Consider the following 16,641-nt stretch of genomic DNA (forward strand, 5'->3'; position numbering starts at 1 on the left):
ACGTATGACGCAATACTGTCAATAAACATTCGGATTTCGTTCATTTTATCTTTACAAACCATAAAAAAACGGGTCCCTGAGGGACCCGTTTCTTATATTTCTTGAACGATTGATTAGCAATCGTAGTAAAGGCTGAACTCATGCGGATGAATACGGATTGCAACAGCTTTAGCTTCTTGACGTTTTACTGCAACGTAGTTGTCAATGAAGTCTTTGGAGAATACGCCGCCTTCAGTCAAGAAATCGGAATCTGCTTCAAGGGCATTAAGCGCCTCGTCAAGCGTTCCAGGAACGCTGCGGATTTCTTTTTTCTCTTCTTCTGGCAATTCGTAGATGTTTTTGTCGAAAGGACCGTAACCAAGAGCTACTGGATCAAGCTTGCGCTTGATGCCGTCCAGACCTGCAAGCAGCATCGCTGCAAATGCAAGGTAAGGGTTAGCTGTGTTGTCCGGCGTACGGAATTCAATACGACAGCCTTTAGGCGTTACAGCTGCAATCGGAATACGAACGGCTGCAGAACGGTTACCTTTTGAGAATACAAGGTTAACCGGCGCTTCGTAACCAGGCACAAGACGTTTGAATGAGTTCGTGCTTGGGTTAGTGATTGCGATCAAAGCCGGAGCGTGGTAAAGTACGCCGCCGATGTAGTGCATAGCCATTTCGCTTAGGTTAGCGTAAGCGCCTTTGTCATAGAACAAAGGAGTATCGCCGTTGAAGATAGAAGCATGAACGTGCATACCGCTACCGTTGTCACCGAATAGTGGCTTCGGCATGAAAGTAGCCGTTTTGCCATATTGGCGAGCTGTGTTGTGAATAATATATTTGAATTTCATAAGATTGTCGGCTGTTTTTGTCAATGTGTCAAAACGGAAGTTGATCTCTGCTTGACCAGCAGTTGCAACTTCATGGTGATGACGTTCTACGCGAAGGCCTGATTCCTGCAATAGGCGAACCATTTCGCTGCGGATGTCTTGTTGGGAGTCGATTGGAGCTACAGGAACATAGCCGCCTTTAACTGGAATTTTCGAACCAAGGTTTCCGCCCTCTTCTTTACGGTTCGTGTTCCAGCCAGCTTCCTCGGATTCAACAACATAAGAGGATGCGTTCATTGTGCTTTCATAGCGAACTTCGTCGAAAATAAAGAATTCAGGTTCTGGTGCAAAAAATGCTGTCGTACCAATACCCGTAGTTTGAAGATACTCTTCAGCCTTTTGAGCGATGCTACGTGGGTCACGGTCATAACGATCGCCTTCAGGTGTATGAATATTACACATAACGTTCAGTGTAGGATGATCAGTGAAAGGATCAATAAATACGGATTCTGTATCCGGCATCATAACCATATCGGAATTTTCGATACCGCGGAAACCGTGGATTGATGATCCATCAAAAGCTACTCCGTTTACAAAAGTATCAGCATCAACCTCAGCAGCAGGAAGCGTGATGTGGTGAGCCTTACCTAGAAGATCCACGAAGCGGAAATCTACAAACATAATGCTGTTTTCTTTAATATTGTCCAAAACATTTTGAACTGACATTATAATTTCCTCCATTTCCGAACATTAGCGTAGTGTTGAACAAGTATTGTTCAATTATTGCTCCAAATCCATGTGGTTATTATAAAACTAGCCCTCAATCTCCGTCAATAGCTATGTAAGGTATTTTTTGAACTCATGTTAGGTATACTTACAAGTTTGTACGTTTGTTCACAAATCCTCAATAAAAAAAGCTGAGATCCTTTGATTTATAAGGCTTTTTGAGAACGGTTACACAAAAAACAAAAAACTTTGCCATCCTAAGATGACAAAGTTTGGTTTGATGTTATGTTAGATTTTCCACTCTACAAAAGCTTCTGCTGGTGCTTTTGGCGTATCAAACTGTTTGCCTACGATAGGTGCCAGCTTCTCTAGGTCCTTCAATAAGTTAGCGAATTGGTCCGGGAACAAGGATTGTACCCCATCGCCAGTCATCGAGTTATCTGGATCGGTATGCATTTCAACGATCAATCCATTCGCGCCAGCCGCTACTGAAGCTTTCGACATAGGCTCAACCAGCTCACGACGGCCTGTTCCATGGCTCGGGTCAGAAATAACTGGCAGATGGCTGAGAGATTGAAGAACTGGAATTGCAGATAAATCAAGCGTATTGCGAGTGTAAGTTTCGAATGTTCGGATTCCGCGTTCACACAACATGACATTTGGATTGCCGCCTGCCAAAATATACTCCGCGGCATTCAAAAACTCGTCATAGGTTGAGCTGAATCCACGTTTAAGCAGTACAGGCGTTTGAATCGTTCCAAGCTTGCGCAGCAAATCGAAGTTTTGCATATTGCGTGTACCTACTTGAAGAATGTCAGCATATTCTGCGCATACATCCACGTATTCTGGCGTCATGACCTCTGTAATCGTCAGAAGGCCGTGCTTCTTACCCGCTTCCGCCATCATAACAAGCCCTTCCACACCTACGCCTTGGAAGCTGTAAGGCCCTGTGCGCGGCTTGAAGGCGCCTCCTCGCAGCACCTGTCCGCCAGCCGCTTTTACTAAACGAGCAATCTCGTCGATTTGCTCCGGTGTTTCAACAGCACAAGGTCCGCCCATTATAACAAGATTGCTTCCGCCGATTTTCACGCCTTTTATGTCAATAACTGTATCATCCGGATGAAAGTCGCGGCTTGCTAGCTTGTATGATTTCGAAATTTTAATAACGTTCTCCACACCTTTCATTTGACGCAAATGCTCAGCAAGCGTAGGTTCTGCTTTGCCAATAATTCCAATTACTGTGCGATCCGTACCTCTTGATACATGTGCTTGAACTCCTGCTCTTTCAATATGAGCAACAATTTCTGTAATGCGTTCTTCTGCAATATTTGAATTCGTGATAACGATCATAGGGATCACTCCTAAATTTATTGTGGGATTTGGGCAAAAAAAATGTACAAACTTTTACTTAATAAATGCATGGCATCGCACGAAGCGCGCCTCATTTTTTCATATCTCATTGGATATCCACTTTATGGCTTTTATGCTTCGTAGCTTTTAAGCTTCTACGCTTTTAACCGCTAAAGTAAATATACAAGAGAAACTTATTTTCGTCAACCCCTGTCATAATAAAAAAGGAGATGAAACTCATTCATGATGCTTTTTCTGCATCAATCACCAGTCTCATCTCACTCTTCATGTTAGCTATTTATTCAGGTTTCTCTGCGGTTGCCGTTGCCGCTGGCGTCGACTTCACTCGAACATTAGGCAGCAGCTTATTCATATTGACCGTACGACGGATCTCCCATGTCTCCGGATTATTATGATCGTACTGCTCTAAATAAGTAATGACCTCTTTCGTAAGCGGCGTCGGCGTAGACGCACCAGACGTAACTGCGACACGATCGATGCCTTTCAGCCATTCCTGTTCAATCTCTGACACATCGGAAACGCGGTAAGCTTTCACTCCTGCGATCTCCTCGGATACTTGTGCTAGACGATTCGAGTTGTTGCTTCGCGGATCGCCAACTACGATCGTAAGCTGCGCTTCGCCTGCTTGCTCTGCAACCGCCTCTTGACGAACCTGAGTGGCCATGCAGATTTCATTATGAACCTCTGCAGTAGGATAACGCTCAAGGAGCTTGCTAATCACATGACGAATATCCCATTGCGACATCGTCGTTTGGTTCGTTATAAGAATGCGCCCTTCCGGCACATTAAGCGCAGCAATTTCCTCTTCCTTTTCGATGAGGTGAACCTGCTCCGGCGCTACGCCGATCGCTCCTTCGGGCTCAGGATGGCCCTTCTTGCCAATATAAATAATATGATAGCCTTCCGCCGATTTATCGCGAATGAGATCATGAGTTCTCGTAACGTCAGGACATGTCGCATCCACAACGGAAAGCCCCTTGTCACGAGCACGCTGACGCACTTCTGGCGAGACGCCATGCGCTGTAAATATAACGGTGCCTTGTTCGATTTGATCCAAAATGTCGAGTCGGTTGGCACCATCAAGCGTAATGACACCCTCCTGCTCGAATGCTTCTGTAACATGGGCATTATGGACAATCATACCTAATATATAAATAGGTCGCGGCAGCTCCAAGTTTTTGACCGTTTGCAAAGCCAGTACCATCGCGTCGACGACGCCATAGCAATAACCACGCGGTGATATTCTAACGATTTCCATTTATTGCACCTGCTTTCTGACCGGATATGCGTAACAGCTATGAATCCTTCATTTCATCCGTTGCTACTATTATAGACGAATGAGACGTGTCAGAAAAGCTAATTGGAAGCCAAATCGTAAACTTCGTTCCATTTCCCTCGCTGGTGAGCACTTCTACAGAGCCTTTATGCTCATCAATAATCCATTTTGCTATGGATAATCCAAGACCTGTACCGACGGTAACCCCCCGTGATTCGTCCGCTCGATAGAAGCGATCGAAAATATGCGGGATTTCATCTGGATTCATCCCAATCCCTGTATCTTGGATCACGAAGCCGATTTGTAAATCCGTTCTGACCGCACTCAGCTCAACCGTACCCTCCGACGTATATTTGAATGCATTCTCAATAAAAATAAACAACAGCTGCTGCAAATAATTGTGATTGGCATTGACGCGTACCCCATCCAATGCCGATAGATCGCCAAGCTTCCATTCAGCTGTACGCGGGAGCAGCTGTGCTCTTCGCACAACCTCCTCTGTAAGCGGCAGCAGGTCAAGCGGCGTCTTCTCCATCGTATAACCCGCATCTGCTCTCGCAAGCGCAAGCAGATCATTAACAAGCGTACTCATACGAATCGCCTCGGCAGATATATCGCTCATCGCTTCTTTGGACATATCCCATCGATCCGAATCCAGCGGCAGCCACTCGCCCGTATCGATGTCTCTATTCGTCTCTCGAACTCGCGTCCACATCCGCTCAAGCAGCTCAATATTGCCTCGAATCGTCGTCAAAGGCGTCCTAAGCTCATGAGACGCGTCAGATACGAACCTGCGCTGCGCCTTGTAAGCTTCATCAAGCTCATTGTATGCCATCTCCAAACGCGCAAGCATCACGTTTAACGTACTCACAAGCCTTCCAACTTCATCCTTCGGCCCCATGACAGGTATGCGCACACTGAGATCAGCACCATTTTCAATTTGCTCTGTTGCACGAATAACACGCTCAATCGGACGCAAGGCTTGACGGGCAATTAGCAAACCTATAGTAAAGGCGATAAGTACAACGATTAAAGAAGCGAAAATGAGCGTCGTACGAACACTATGCAGAAATTTTTCTTCATTATATGGGATAGCACCAACCTGAAGAAGGCCAACTAAGGTTCCATCATTTGTATAAATAGGGCGTTGGTGAATCAGCATATTGTACTTTTTCTTATTAATTTCCACTCGTTTTTCGACTACTCCCTGCTCAGGCTTATCCGATGCTTCAGGATAAGGGAGGACGATTCCAAATTGATTTAAATTGTTTGACTGACTTATTGCACCTTCAATATAATTGACGATTTGAATATACATATCCTTCTCTTCAATTTGGGATTCTCGTCCCAAATTCAAATCATATTGATCCCAAAAAGTAGTTCCACCTCTAACGACAAGTTTTTGATCCTGTTTCTTTAATTGCTCCTTTAAATCAGAATACGTATTCCAATTTAAAAAAACATAAATAGAAACGCCAAAAACAAGAAGCGTTACCGCAAGCAAACCCGAATACCAAAGCGTTAGCCTGAGCCTAATGGACATAAGCTTAACCCGCCTCTCCGCGAAGCACATAACCGGTGCCGCGAACCGTCTGAATGAGTCGGTTTTTGCCTCCGTCCTCTACCTTTTGGCGCAGCATCGCGATATACACCTCCAGCACATTCGACTCCCCGCTGAAGTCATAACCCCAAATCTTCTCCATAATTGCATCTCGCGTAAGTACACGCCGAGGATTTTCCATGAATAGCAGCAGTAAATCGTATTCCTTGGACGTTAGCTCAATACGGCGACCCGAGCGAATCGCTTCTCTGGCATCCATATCCAAAATCAAATCCTCATAAAGCAGCTGATTGCTTGATTGCTCGATTTTATCTGCTTTGCGGCGCAGCAAGGCGCGTGTCCGAGCAAGCAGTTCCTCCAGCGCAAACGGCTTAACTAAATAATCGTCAGCCCCAAGATCGAGCCCTTTGACCCGGTCATTGATATCATCCTTTGCCGTCAGCATCATAATCGGCACCGTACTGCCTCCCTCGCGCACACGGCGGCAAACTTCCCAGCCATCCACTTGAGGCATCATCACATCAAGAATGAGCAGATCCGGCTCCGTCTTAAGCAGCACCTTCAGCCCTTCCATCCCATTCGAAGCGGTAGTTACCTCATAACCTTCAAACGCTAGACTTCTGCGAAGCAAAGAAATAATTTTATCATCATCATCTACAACTACAATATGCTGTCTCAACGGCATGTCCCCCTCTATTTGCAGCAAAAAGCACAGAGCCTGCTGTCTCTCTGCGCTTTTTGTTTCTATCCATCAGTTAAGGCTTTATTGAGCGCCTGACGTATTTTTATCACCAATCTCAACCTTCAAGTTCATCGCACTGCCTTTGCGCAAAATGTTCAGCTCGATCTTATCGCCAACTTTTTTGGTTTTAATTTGATCGATAAGAGCTTGCGTGTTCGCGTATTTCTTGCCGTCAATGCCGACGATGACGTCGAACTGCTGCAATTCAGCCAAGTAAGCTGGTGAATTATAGTATACATTACGCACTATGGAGCCCTCTACTTTATCCATGCCTAATTGCTTCGCAATATCCGCTGTTACATCCTGCAGCTCTGCGCCAATGTATGGAGCGGCTGGCTTAGGAATCGTCTTGTTGTTTTTAAGATTTTCCAGCACATCTTGAATCGTGCTCGTCGGAATCGCGAAACCAATGCCTTGGGCTTGCGAGCTTACTGCCGTATTAATGCCAACGACCTCACCATTCACATTCAGAAGCGGTCCGCCAGAGTTGCCTGGGTTAATCGAAGCATCTGTTTGCAGCAAATGCTCATATTTACGCGCTCCCTGTGTGTCAGGGATATCGATCGGACGTTCTTTGGCACTTAATACGCCAACAGTAACCGTATGATCGAAGCCGTATGGGTTACCGATTGCAACAACCCAGTCGCCGATATTAATCGTATCCGAGTTGCCAAGCGGAAGCGTTGGGAACGCTTTGTCGCCTGTTACTTTAAGTACCGCTAAGTCTAAGTCATAGCTAGAACCCAGCAATTCAGCCGTGAATGGCTTATCATAGCCTTGAACAATAACTTTGATTTGATCTGATTCTCCGATTACGTGCTGATTCGTTAAAATATAGCCTGTTGAATCGAAGAAAAACCCAGTTCCGATGCCTGATTGCTGCATGTTGCCTTCTTCATTCTTTTGTCCTGCATCCGGCTGTGTCGTTCCAGGGTAATCATCGCCAAAAAATTGGCGGAAAAACGAATCATCGAGCATGTTGTTGCTATTGTTGCGTTTTGCTGTATTAACGAAGGTTTCGATTTTCACTACAGCTGGACTTGCTGTCTCGAACAATTTAGCAATGTTGTCTGGTCTATCTGCGACTGTAGCCGCACCGCCATTGCTGGTCGTACCCGCAGAAGCAGTGGAACCCGATCCGCTAGATTGTGTATTTGATGTTAATGCGGCTTCTTTCGTGAACCAGTTGTTTAAGTCCGCAGTATACATCAAGCTGCCTACTACAAGAACACCTGCTAGAAACGATGAAAAAATAGCCTTAAAGGAAGTCCGGCGCGGTTCCCTTACTTGCCATGGCCCTTTGGAGGACTGCGGCGACGGCGTGAACGTTCGAATTTGGGATTGCATAGGCGATTGTGATCTTGCCCGTTCAGATTCCATTGTTGAATCCGATTGTACATTCGCTTCTTCTGCACTGGATGCCTGCGCTTGCGTATCGTGTGTATGTGTATTGCCGTATGGCTGATCTTGAATCAGCTTAGGCTTTTCCGATCCGTAGCCAGAAACGGAAGGATTCCCGCCTTCTTGAGAATTCGCCTTATACGGCCCATACGAATAATAATAAGATGGCTTTGCCGGCTGCTCCGATGACTCATTTGAAATAGGCTGCGCGGAGTCATTTACGTTTTCGCTGTTATCAGCTGAGCCATGTCCCTCTTCATTTTTGCGGAAAAAGTCGTCAAATCCCTTTTTGTTGTTTTGATCGTCCATGTACGTTCTCCTCCTTGAATCTTATTGCATCATGCGTCCAATTGGCATTCTATCCGGAAACATGTTATTTGATATAGTTCTATCATGCACATTCTACCTTAAAACAAACTTAAAAGGAATTTAAACAGAAATAAAAAAAACGCTCCCAAATGATTTTGGCAGCGTTTTTTTGAGTGCTTTTACGATGTGAATCAATGCGGAAAAAGCTGCTCTATATCATTTAATGTTTCTTTTGCGCGATCAATCCACTGCGGTTCTACTTCAGCATCTGGATTCGACGGTGATTGGAATTGATCAAACAGCGCTCCGACTACACGAACCGATGCTTCCGGATCATTTCCTTCTCTGTACTCATGCTTAAGCACGTACGGTGTACCGAGTATAATCCTCGCTTCATTATCTTTTTCCCCAACATCAATATGACCAGCAATGACTTCAAAAGGAATGCGAAGCCAAATCTTATTCGCATCATCAAGCGCGCGGTCAAAGGAACCAGCAGCGTACTCCCAGTTGCCGCCAAGCGTGAATTGCTGCGACTCCAGCAGCTCTTTCGTTTCTAAGAAATGTTGCTCCCGTGATTCCAGCACGGACGAAATGGGTATCATGAAGGCGTCTCCTTTGCACTAGCTTATTTCTAATCTCTTTTTGCTAGTAGGTAGTATACCCTTCCATTTCCATCTTTATGTGCGATTAGCCCAGCCCTTGCGATGGGCCAGCACGGCAAGCTGTGTCCGGTCGTCAAGCTCACACTTCATCAATAAATTGCTGACATGTGTTTTCACTGTTTTTACACTAATATGCAGCTCTTCTGCAATTTCTTTGTTCGATTGTCCATCTGCAATAAGCAGCAGAACTTCCTTCTCACGTTCCGTTAACCCCTCATCGCCAGACTGAGCGGTCTTCTGTCTTAAACCTCTCGTTAACGCCTGCGATACGTCAGCAGTCATGACTGGCATTCCTTTGAATGCGCCGCTGATCGCATAAATAAGCTCTTCTGCAGAAACGGTTTTGAGCACGTAGCTGACAGCGCCAGCCTCTATCGCGCCATAAACTTTGTCATCTTCGAGGAAGCTGGTCAGCATTACGATTTTCATATCAGGAAAATGCGAGATAATCGCCCTTGTCGCTTCAATGCCATCCATGCCGGGCATCATCAGATCCATTAAAATAATATGAGGTCTATTCTCACCCGAGCTAGCCTTCAGCAAGTCAATTGCTGATTGTCCATTGCTCGCCTCTGCAATGACATGAAGCTTTGGCTCCAGCATTAGATAAGTTCGAAGGCCCGTCCTTACCATATCATGATCATCCACGATCATTACTTTTATTAGTTCAGATGCATTCATTATTCATGCTCTCCCCGCTACATTTTTGGTATCGTAACCTTTACCCTCGTCCCGCTCCCAGACTTGCTCCAAATTTCGGCCGCGCCGCCAAGCTTCTGCGCTCTCTCCTGCATCGTAGACAGTCCATATGAACCGCGTCTCACCTCATCTACCTTGAAGCCAACCCCATCATCCTGCAAAATCATGCTAACCTGCCGTTCCGTATCTGCCATTGTCAGCGTGCAGCCCTTCGCGCTTGCATGCTTTACGATATTCGCCATCGCTTCTTGGACGATAAGAAAAAGCTGATGCTCCTTCGCTTCGGATAAACGCTCCTTCAAGCGCCATTCCAGCTCACCTTGCAAATTATTTTGGCGGCAATAATCAGGGAACCACTTATCAAGCGCTTCATATAAAGTTCGACCTTCAAGCTCCATAGGCCGCAGTTGAGCGATGAAATTCCTCATTTGCTTCTGAGCCAAATTAGACATATTGACGAGCTGCTCGAGCACAGAATCCGCTCGTTCGCGATCAACCTGCTGCAGCTTTGGAAGCGATGAAGCGCACATATGGATAGCGAATAACTGCTGGCTTACCGTATCATGCAAATCCCTAGCCAAACGCTTGCGCTCCTCGAGCACGGCCGCTTCATTAGAAGCAGACTCCGTCATCACATACTCTTCGCCGCGTACTTGCAGCCATTTCATCTTTTCTTCCATCTGCTGAGCGAGCTCATTAAACTCGCGATAAACCTCATTAAATGAATTATGACCGCCCTCAGTAATCCGAACGCCATAGTTGCCGTTTGAAGCTTGCTTTAGCGATAAATGAAGCGTATCAATTCGGCGTCCAATGCGCTGTGCCGCCCAGTAACCGAACGCCACGCTGACAAGGAGGAAGACGGAGGCAGCCCCTAGGCGCACTTCCGTCTTATTGACTTCATCTAAGAGTCCATTCCAGACCACCGCTCCAAGTATTAGAGACACGGTTGATGCGATGACAAACATTCCGATGAGCTCCCACTTTCCGCTCCTCAAAAACCGAACCATCATACTCGAATCACCCTACCTTTGTAACACGAACATCTCCGATAAACGTGCTGACGACCAGCTTAATTTTTTTGTTAGCTTCCTGATAAGTTGGCGATTGAATATTGATATTCGTAAACAATCCGCCTTCTTTCTGGCCAAGCACCTTCACATCGCCAATAAAGGCGCTTGATACAACCTGTACGCCTACTTCATAATCATTCGGAACGTATACTTTTACATCGCCAATAAATGAAGATACATGAATTTTGGTTTCGCCCATGGATACTTGTGCTTTTGTTAAATCAAGCACGGTATCACCGATGAAATGGGAAATATTAAGCGGCTTTAAATCCCAATAATCATGACCGATATGAATATCCCCTATAAACCCGGAGCGATTCTGCACATTGGAATCATTATGGTTCCACCATTCCACATGCTCCTTATGATTTCGTTTCCATTCTTTTTCATTTTTTTTGTATTCTGATTTATGGTGATTTTTCCATTCCTTATACTCTTTCTTGCTGGCAGTAAAGTCATCATATGGTTTGTTTGATGCGCTTTCCTGCTTCTCTTCCTTCGTGTGCGTGTCCGCAGGCTGCTTCGTTGGATCAGGGTGAAGAGGCGGCGCTGGCGGAACAGACGCTTCATCTGTGTAAGGGCGGTATGATTTCCAATCATCTGTTGGCGGAGTTTGGCGTTTCGATCTTGGTCTCCAAATAATATTGATTCCGACTAAAATAACAACTATTGGCCAAATGTAAGGAATGATGTCGCCAATAGACCATGAGAACAAGTTTAAATTGCGTCCCAAAAATACACATCCGATTAATAGGACAATCGCGCCCCACCAGCTCGAACCCGAGCCGTACGTTCTGCTGGACAACAATCCGCGAATACCTACAATCATAATGATTACAGGCCAATAGGTAGAAAATAAATCTCCAATATCAAAGGTCACATGACCCGTTTGATTCAGTAAAAACAAGACGCCAACTGCAATGATGATTAACCCGGTGAATAACCGGTTTGCGAAGTTTCCGTTCATGCGGCACCAGCTCCTTACGATTCCATCGTCGTTTGATATTCTTAGTATAACGGACAACATGCAATAGAAAAAGGGACGACCGATTGAATTGTTAGTCAGTCTCTAGACTGAGCTTTTGTTGATTCTATCCATTTTAAACCTAACATGCGTCATGAAACATAACGCAGAGCGTTGACATTGTTTACGTCTTCTATTTATAATGATGAACGGATTAAGAAAATAGCGACCGCTATGCATGAATATTAGGAATAGGAGATGAAGAAATGGACGTTATCGAACTGTCAAAAGGACTAGATACCATCTGGGTCGTTTTGACAGCAGCCATGATCTTGCTCATGGAAGGCGGCTTCGCATTGCTTGAAGCAGGATTTGTCAGGCAAAAGAATGCCGTCAGCATCATCATGAAGGTTTTTGTCGACATCGCTTTCGGCGCACTCGTTTTTTACTTTTTTGGCTTCGCACTCATGTATGGGCAGGACGCAGGCGGAATAATCGGAACGACCGGCTTTCTCATCAACGGAGACCTGTCTCACATAAAACTAAATATTACGCACGAAACCTTTTGGTTATTCCAATGCGCATTCGTTATAGCCGTCATTTCAATCGTGTCGGGCGCAGTAGCGGAAAGAATAAATTTCAGAGCTTATATTTTACTCACTATTGCAATGACCGGCTTCATTTATCCGCTAGCCGGACACTGGGTATGGTCAAGCAGCGGCTTTCTTGGCAAGCTTGGCATGATCGATTTTGCAGGCTCTGCTGTCATTCATGCTTTAGGAGGTTTCTCCGCTCTCGCCGCAGCCATTTTCATTGGTCCGAGAATCGGTAAATTCAGTCCAGACGGCAAAGCCAATATCGTTCCGCCTTCCAACTTGCCGCTTGCTTCTGTAGGTGCATTCATTCTATGGTTTGGCTGGTTCGGGTTTAATGCAGGCAGTACTCTTAGCGCTACAAACGGCTCAATCGGACATATTGCGATTACAACGATGCTCTCGGCAGCTGCCGGCGGCGCAACATGTATTCTGTTTACAATGTTCCGCTACAAGAAAGCAGATCCGCCAATGGTCATCAATGGTTCACTCGCCGGCCTCGTAGGTATTACTGCAGGCTGCGCATTCGTATCCGACATCGCTGCAATTGGGATCGGCGCAGTATCCGGCATCGCGATGGTGCTGGTCACTGAATGGCTCGAACGCAGGCAGATCGACGATCCAGTCGGCGCCTTTGCCGTACATGGCGTCAGCGGCAGCATCGGAACAATTGCAGTCGGCTTATTCGCACTTCCCGAGCTAGCAGAGGGCGTAGGCAAGGGCTACTACGGTTTATTTTATGGCGGAGGCTTCAACTTGCTCGGCGTTCAAGCATTAGGGCTCGTAATAGTTTCCTTATGGGGCTTCGCTTTAACTTGGGGCGCACTATGGCTGATCCGCAAAATTATGCCCGTCCGTGTCTCCAAGGATGAGGAGCTCATCGGCCTCGATGTTGGCATTCACGGTGTTCCCGCATACAGCCAGGAGCATGATTTCCTCGATTATGATCGCTTAAAAAACAGCAAATAAACATAAAGAACCGCCCAAGCCGGAATGGCCTGGACGGTTCTTTGCTATTATTTAGAATGATCATTCCATTAATCGTTCATCTCATTGGCCAGCTCATAGGATACCGTTACAATATCGCTTGGAGCCGATACGTTTTTGATGGAGCGAGCACTTTCGATTTCCAGACGGAGCGCACGAACCTTTTCCATCGGTTTTCTTACAAAATGAATATATTCAACGGCCAGATGATGATCAGGCTTCCTGCCAGTCAGCATTCTTCGAAGTGTAGACATCGATTGATACGCGCGGTCTTCCATCAGCCTTCTTTTCTCATAACGCTCAACCATCTGTTCAATTTCAGCTATTTCCTGCTCTTTCTTAGCAACGTAAGCATCAATAAAAGGTAAAACCTCGCCCGCTTTACGATGATGGGCAGCAATTACAAAGCCTGAATGAATGATCGGATCTGTCATGAGTATTCACCTGTCTTGTCATGTTATTATTTCTTACATATGTAATCATACAACAAACCGAAGTCATTTGAAAACTGTTTTTTTTTAGATCAAAATAACGTTGCGATGAGCAGAGGACAAATAAAAAGAGGAACCGATAACGGTTCCCCTTAGTTTCCTTCTCATGGCATAGCAAAAAAATATTACTTCTCAGCTTTTTGCTGAGCATTGTTTGCCGCTTGTTTGTTAGCAGCGTTATTTTGGTTAAACTCTTCTGCGAATTCTGCATTGTATTGATTGTTTTGGGCTTTGTTGTTTTTGTTTTTAGCCATTGTATTCACCTCCCCGTTTCATTGATAGTATGGCATTCTTGCCGCTTATTATACGACTCATTTACGATTCTAAATACGTCTGCGGAATAGGCTTTCCGGCCTCTATAGCCAAGTTTATTTTGTTCAGCCATGCCTGCGAAAGCTTGCCCGTTCCCATGCGCAGCACCTCTACATGAACGGTGCGTTTGCCCCACTGCTCATACACCTGCTTGATCGTTTCAAAATACAAGTCGATGCGTTTTCCCTTAATTGCTGAACCCGTATCAGCCACCACGCCATAGCCATAGCCAGGTATATAGAGCAGCGTCCCAATGGGAAACAGCCTCGTATCCGCCGCAATCGTTGAGACTTGATCCCTGCGTACCTTTACGCCCGAATAGGTGATTCCGTATTGTGGATGCCCAGGCCGTTTACCGGTCGATTCTACGCCAGCTGTGTAGCCTGTAGCAACAACTTCAACCTTTTTCGGCTTCGTGCGCTCAGCTGCCTCTGACTTGCCGAGGTTGTCGCTTTTGCTTGCAACAGGGCTTTGCTCAGGTGCTGATGCTTCAGCATGAACCGTATCGCCGCCCTTTGTATCTAAACCGATTACGATAACAGTTAGGAGCAGCAATGCCGTTAATCCTTTTTGAATATAAAAAAAGCTTGTAGCCATCTGGGTACTTCCTCCTCAGAAGAATAATGCCCCGATGGCTCAAGCTTTATGCGTAACTTATTATTGTTCTTTGTTTGCGATCTGCTTTTGCAGCTGCGAAATCAGCTCTGCAACTGGAATAGCGCCAAGATCGCCTTCACCGCGTTTCCTTACGGAGACGGCTTCAGCTTGCATTTCATTTTCGCCCACTACGAGCATGTAAGGCGCTTTCTCCAGCTGGGCCTCACGAATTTTGTAGCCCAGCTTCTCATTGCGCAAATCACTTTCTACACGAATGCCGTTTTCTTGCAGCTGCTCGGCAACTTTACGGGCATACTCCTCATAGGCAGTCGATACCGGAATAACCTTCGCCTGTACTGGCGACAACCACAATGGAAGCGCGCCAGCAAAGTTCTCAAGCAAGAAAGCTGTCATTCTTTCCATTGTGCTTATAATGCCGCGGTGGATAACGACCGGACGGTGCTTCTTGCCATCATCGCCGACATATTCAAGCTCGAAACGTTCAGGAAGCAAGAAATCAAGCTGTGCAGTCGACAACGTTTCTTCTTTGCCAAGCGCCGTTTTAATTTGAACGTCAAGCTTAGGACCGTAAAAGGCAGCTTCGCCTTCAGCCTCAAAGAATGGAAGCTCCAGCTCCTCAACCACTTCACGCAGCATGCGCTGTGACATTTCCCACATCTCATCATTTTGGAAATACTTCTCTGTATCCTTAGGATCACGATAAGATAAGCGGAAACGATACTCTTTAATTCCGAAATCTTCATACACTTTGCGGATCAAGTTAACCACGCGTGCAAATTCTTCTTTGATTTGATCCGGACGACAGAAGATATGCGCATCATTTAGCGTCATGGCACGTACGCGGTGCAAGCCTGTAAGCGCGCCTGACATTTCATAGCGGTGCATTGTGCCAAGCTCAGCAATCCTAACAGGCAGGTCGCGGTAGCTGCGCATGTCGCTTTTGAACACCATCATATGGTGTGGACAGTTCATTGGACGAAGAACAAGCTCTTCGTTGTCCATAATCATTTTTGGGAACATATCCTCGCTGTAGTGCTCCCAGTGACCGGAGGTTTTATAAAGCTCCACATTTGCAAGCACCGGCGTATAAACATGCTCATAGCCCAGTCTTTCCTCAAGATCCACGATATAACGCTCCATCGTTCTGCGAAGCTTCGCGCCATTCGGCAGCCATAGCGGCAAGCCTTGGCCAACCTCACGTGAGAATGTAAACATTTTTAGCTCGCGGCCTAGTTTACGGTGATCGCGTTTTTTAGCTTCCTCGAGGAAGTGAAGATGCTCATCCAATTGTGCTTTCTTAGGGAAAGCTGTTCCGTAAATACGCTGCAGCATTTTATTTTTCGAATCTCCGCGCCAGTAGGCACCTGCTACGCTAAGCAGTTTAAAGGCTTTAATACGGCCGGTAGATGGCAAATGCGGTCCACGGCATAGATCGAAGAACTCCCCTTGGTCATACATCGTAATAACCGAATCAGCAGGAAGATCACGAATAAGCTCCAGCTTCAAGTTATCATCAAGCTCAGTGAAAATCGCAAGCGCCTCGTCTCTGCTAACTACACGACGACGAATGTCGATGTTTTGCTGAACGATTTTTTCCATTTCCTTCTCGATCTTTACAAGATCCTCAGGCGTCAACGATTGCTCCATATCAATATCATAGTAGAAGCCATCTTCGATTACCGGGCCAATTCCAAGCTTAACATTAGCATTGCCGTATATGCGTTTGATCGCTTGTGCCAGCAAGTGGGCTGTACTATGGCGGTATACCTCAAGGCCGTCTGCCGAATCTACTGTAACGATTTCAATTGCAGCATTGTTCTCGATAGGTGTGTATACATCGACTACTTTGCCATCGATTTTTCCGGCAATCGCATTTTTACGCAAACCCGAGCTGATCGAGCCTGCTACTTCTTCAATAGTTGTGCCAGCCGCATATTCTCTTACCGCGCCATCTGGCAAAGTGATTTGAATTGTCATTTTGGTTCATCCTCCATTTTGTCCGTAAGCGAATTACGCTTCCATTCATCATTTCAAGCAAAAA

15 protein-coding genes are annotated in these 16,641 nt (G+C 45.9%); 1 reads left to right on the forward strand and 14 read right to left on the reverse strand.

Features of this window, described 5'->3' with window-relative positions; all coding sequences use genetic code 11:
- Positions 1-113 precede the first annotated feature (113 nt).
- From glnA to liaF, 10 genes are all read right to left on the reverse strand, one after another.
- Positions 114-1,538, reverse strand: a complete 1,425-nt coding sequence (glnA, locus tag AC0VYE_RS25855; RefSeq protein ID WP_076267605.1) for a type I glutamate--ammonia ligase — start codon at positions 1,536-1,538, stop codon at positions 114-116.
- A 288-nt stretch (positions 1,539-1,826) separates the two neighbouring features.
- Positions 1,827-2,888 (reverse strand): 3-deoxy-7-phosphoheptulonate synthase, encoded by a 1,062-nt coding sequence (gene aroF, locus AC0VYE_RS25860; RefSeq protein WP_076267604.1) that lies wholly within the window; start codon positions 2,886-2,888, stop codon positions 1,827-1,829.
- A gap of 298 nt (positions 2,889-3,186) precedes the next feature.
- Positions 3,187-4,167, reverse strand: a complete 981-nt coding sequence (locus AC0VYE_RS25865) for a 4-hydroxy-3-methylbut-2-enyl diphosphate reductase (protein WP_339204386.1) — start codon at positions 4,165-4,167, stop codon at positions 3,187-3,189.
- Between the two features lie 37 nt (positions 4,168-4,204).
- A complete protein-coding gene (locus tag AC0VYE_RS25870) occupies positions 4,205-5,728 on the reverse strand; it encodes a sensor histidine kinase (protein WP_475443401.1) in 1,524 nt (507 codons plus the stop codon).
- Positions 5,729-5,732: 4 nt separating this feature from the next.
- Positions 5,733-6,425 (reverse strand): response regulator transcription factor, encoded by a 693-nt coding sequence (locus tag AC0VYE_RS25875; protein ID WP_076267601.1) that lies wholly within the window; start codon positions 6,423-6,425, stop codon positions 5,733-5,735.
- 84 nt (positions 6,426-6,509) lie between these two features.
- Complete coding sequence (locus AC0VYE_RS25880) at positions 6,510-8,198, reverse strand: S1C family serine protease (RefSeq protein ID WP_475443403.1); 1,689 nt, start codon at positions 8,196-8,198, stop codon at positions 6,510-6,512.
- Positions 8,199-8,389: 191 nt separating this feature from the next.
- A complete protein-coding gene (locus AC0VYE_RS25885; RefSeq protein WP_475443405.1) occupies positions 8,390-8,803 on the reverse strand; it encodes a YugN family protein in 414 nt (137 codons plus the stop codon).
- Positions 8,804-8,878: 75 nt separating this feature from the next.
- Positions 8,879-9,544, reverse strand: coding sequence for a response regulator (locus tag AC0VYE_RS25890; protein WP_475443407.1), 666 nt, complete (start codon positions 9,542-9,544; stop codon positions 8,879-8,881).
- 17 nt (positions 9,545-9,561) lie between these two features.
- Entirely contained in the window at positions 9,562-10,575 is a 1,014-nt protein-coding gene (locus AC0VYE_RS25895) for a sensor histidine kinase (RefSeq protein ID WP_430060077.1), read from the reverse strand.
- Positions 10,576-10,582: 7 nt separating this feature from the next.
- Positions 10,583-11,602, reverse strand: coding sequence for a cell wall-active antibiotics response protein LiaF (gene liaF / locus AC0VYE_RS25900; RefSeq protein ID WP_475443409.1), 1,020 nt, complete (start codon positions 11,600-11,602; stop codon positions 10,583-10,585).
- Between the two features lie 263 nt (positions 11,603-11,865).
- Between liaF and AC0VYE_RS25905 the strand changes: the two genes are divergently transcribed.
- Positions 11,866-13,161 carry an ammonium transporter gene (locus tag AC0VYE_RS25905; protein WP_076267595.1) on the forward strand — a complete coding sequence of 432 codons (1,296 nt, stop codon included), beginning with the start codon at positions 11,866-11,868 and terminating at the stop codon, positions 13,159-13,161.
- Between the two features lie 68 nt (positions 13,162-13,229).
- On the opposite strand, the gene AC0VYE_RS25910 is transcribed toward AC0VYE_RS25905, so the two are convergent.
- The 4 genes from AC0VYE_RS25910 to thrS form a co-directional block, all read right to left on the reverse strand.
- A complete protein-coding gene (locus AC0VYE_RS25910; RefSeq protein ID WP_339204396.1) occupies positions 13,230-13,613 on the reverse strand; it encodes a hypothetical protein in 384 nt (127 codons plus the stop codon).
- Positions 13,614-13,795: 182 nt separating this feature from the next.
- Positions 13,796-13,924 carry a hypothetical protein gene (locus AC0VYE_RS25915; RefSeq protein WP_256710855.1) on the reverse strand — a complete coding sequence of 43 codons (129 nt, stop codon included), beginning with the start codon at positions 13,922-13,924 and terminating at the stop codon, positions 13,796-13,798.
- 61 nt (positions 13,925-13,985) lie between these two features.
- Positions 13,986-14,579, reverse strand: a complete 594-nt coding sequence (locus AC0VYE_RS25920) for a 3D domain-containing protein (protein ID WP_475443412.1) — start codon at positions 14,577-14,579, stop codon at positions 13,986-13,988.
- Between the two features lie 60 nt (positions 14,580-14,639).
- Positions 14,640-16,577 carry a threonine--tRNA ligase gene (gene thrS / locus AC0VYE_RS25925; protein ID WP_076267592.1) on the reverse strand — a complete coding sequence of 646 codons (1,938 nt, stop codon included), beginning with the start codon at positions 16,575-16,577 and terminating at the stop codon, positions 14,640-14,642.
- Positions 16,578-16,641: the final 64 nt, after the last annotated feature.

It is taken from the genome of Pristimantibacillus sp. Z349TD_6 (genome assembly GCF_056173205.1).

Excerpts from the sequence above, each read along its gene's own strand:
- AC0VYE_RS25910 (WP_339204396.1), bottom strand. The coding sequence starts at position 13,613 with ATGACAGATCCGATCATTCATTCAGGCTTTGTAATTGCTGCCCATCAT.
- AC0VYE_RS25870 (WP_475443401.1), bottom strand. The coding sequence starts at position 5,728 with ATGTCCATTAGGCTCAGGCTAACGCTTTGGTATTCGGGTTTGCTTGCG.
- AC0VYE_RS25890 (WP_475443407.1), bottom strand. The coding sequence starts at position 9,544 with ATGAATGCATCTGAACTAATAAAAGTAATGATCGTGGATGATCATGAT.
- thrS (WP_076267592.1), bottom strand. The coding sequence starts at position 16,577 with ATGACAATTCAAATCACTTTGCCAGATGGCGCGGTAAGAGAATATGCG.
- AC0VYE_RS25920 (WP_475443412.1), bottom strand. The coding sequence starts at position 14,579 with ATGGCTACAAGCTTTTTTTATATTCAAAAAGGATTAACGGCATTGCTG.
- aroF (WP_076267604.1), bottom strand. The coding sequence starts at position 2,888 with ATGATCGTTATCACGAATTCAAATATTGCAGAAGAACGCATTACAGAA.
- AC0VYE_RS25865 (WP_339204386.1), bottom strand. The coding sequence starts at position 4,167 with ATGGAAATCGTTAGAATATCACCGCGTGGTTATTGCTATGGCGTCGTC.
- AC0VYE_RS25880 (WP_475443403.1), bottom strand. The coding sequence starts at position 8,198 with ATGGACGATCAAAACAACAAAAAGGGATTTGACGACTTTTTCCGCAAA.
- AC0VYE_RS25885 (WP_475443405.1), bottom strand. The coding sequence starts at position 8,803 with ATGATACCCATTTCGTCCGTGCTGGAATCACGGGAGCAACATTTCTTA.
- AC0VYE_RS25905 (WP_076267595.1), top strand. The coding sequence starts at position 11,866 with ATGGACGTTATCGAACTGTCAAAAGGACTAGATACCATCTGGGTCGTT.
- AC0VYE_RS25895 (WP_430060077.1), bottom strand. The coding sequence starts at position 10,575 with ATGATGGTTCGGTTTTTGAGGAGCGGAAAGTGGGAGCTCATCGGAATG.
- AC0VYE_RS25915 (WP_256710855.1), bottom strand. The coding sequence starts at position 13,924 with ATGGCTAAAAACAAAAACAACAAAGCCCAAAACAATCAATACAATGCA.
- liaF (WP_475443409.1), bottom strand. The coding sequence starts at position 11,602 with ATGAACGGAAACTTCGCAAACCGGTTATTCACCGGGTTAATCATCATT.
- glnA (WP_076267605.1), bottom strand. The coding sequence starts at position 1,538 with ATGTCAGTTCAAAATGTTTTGGACAATATTAAAGAAAACAGCATTATG.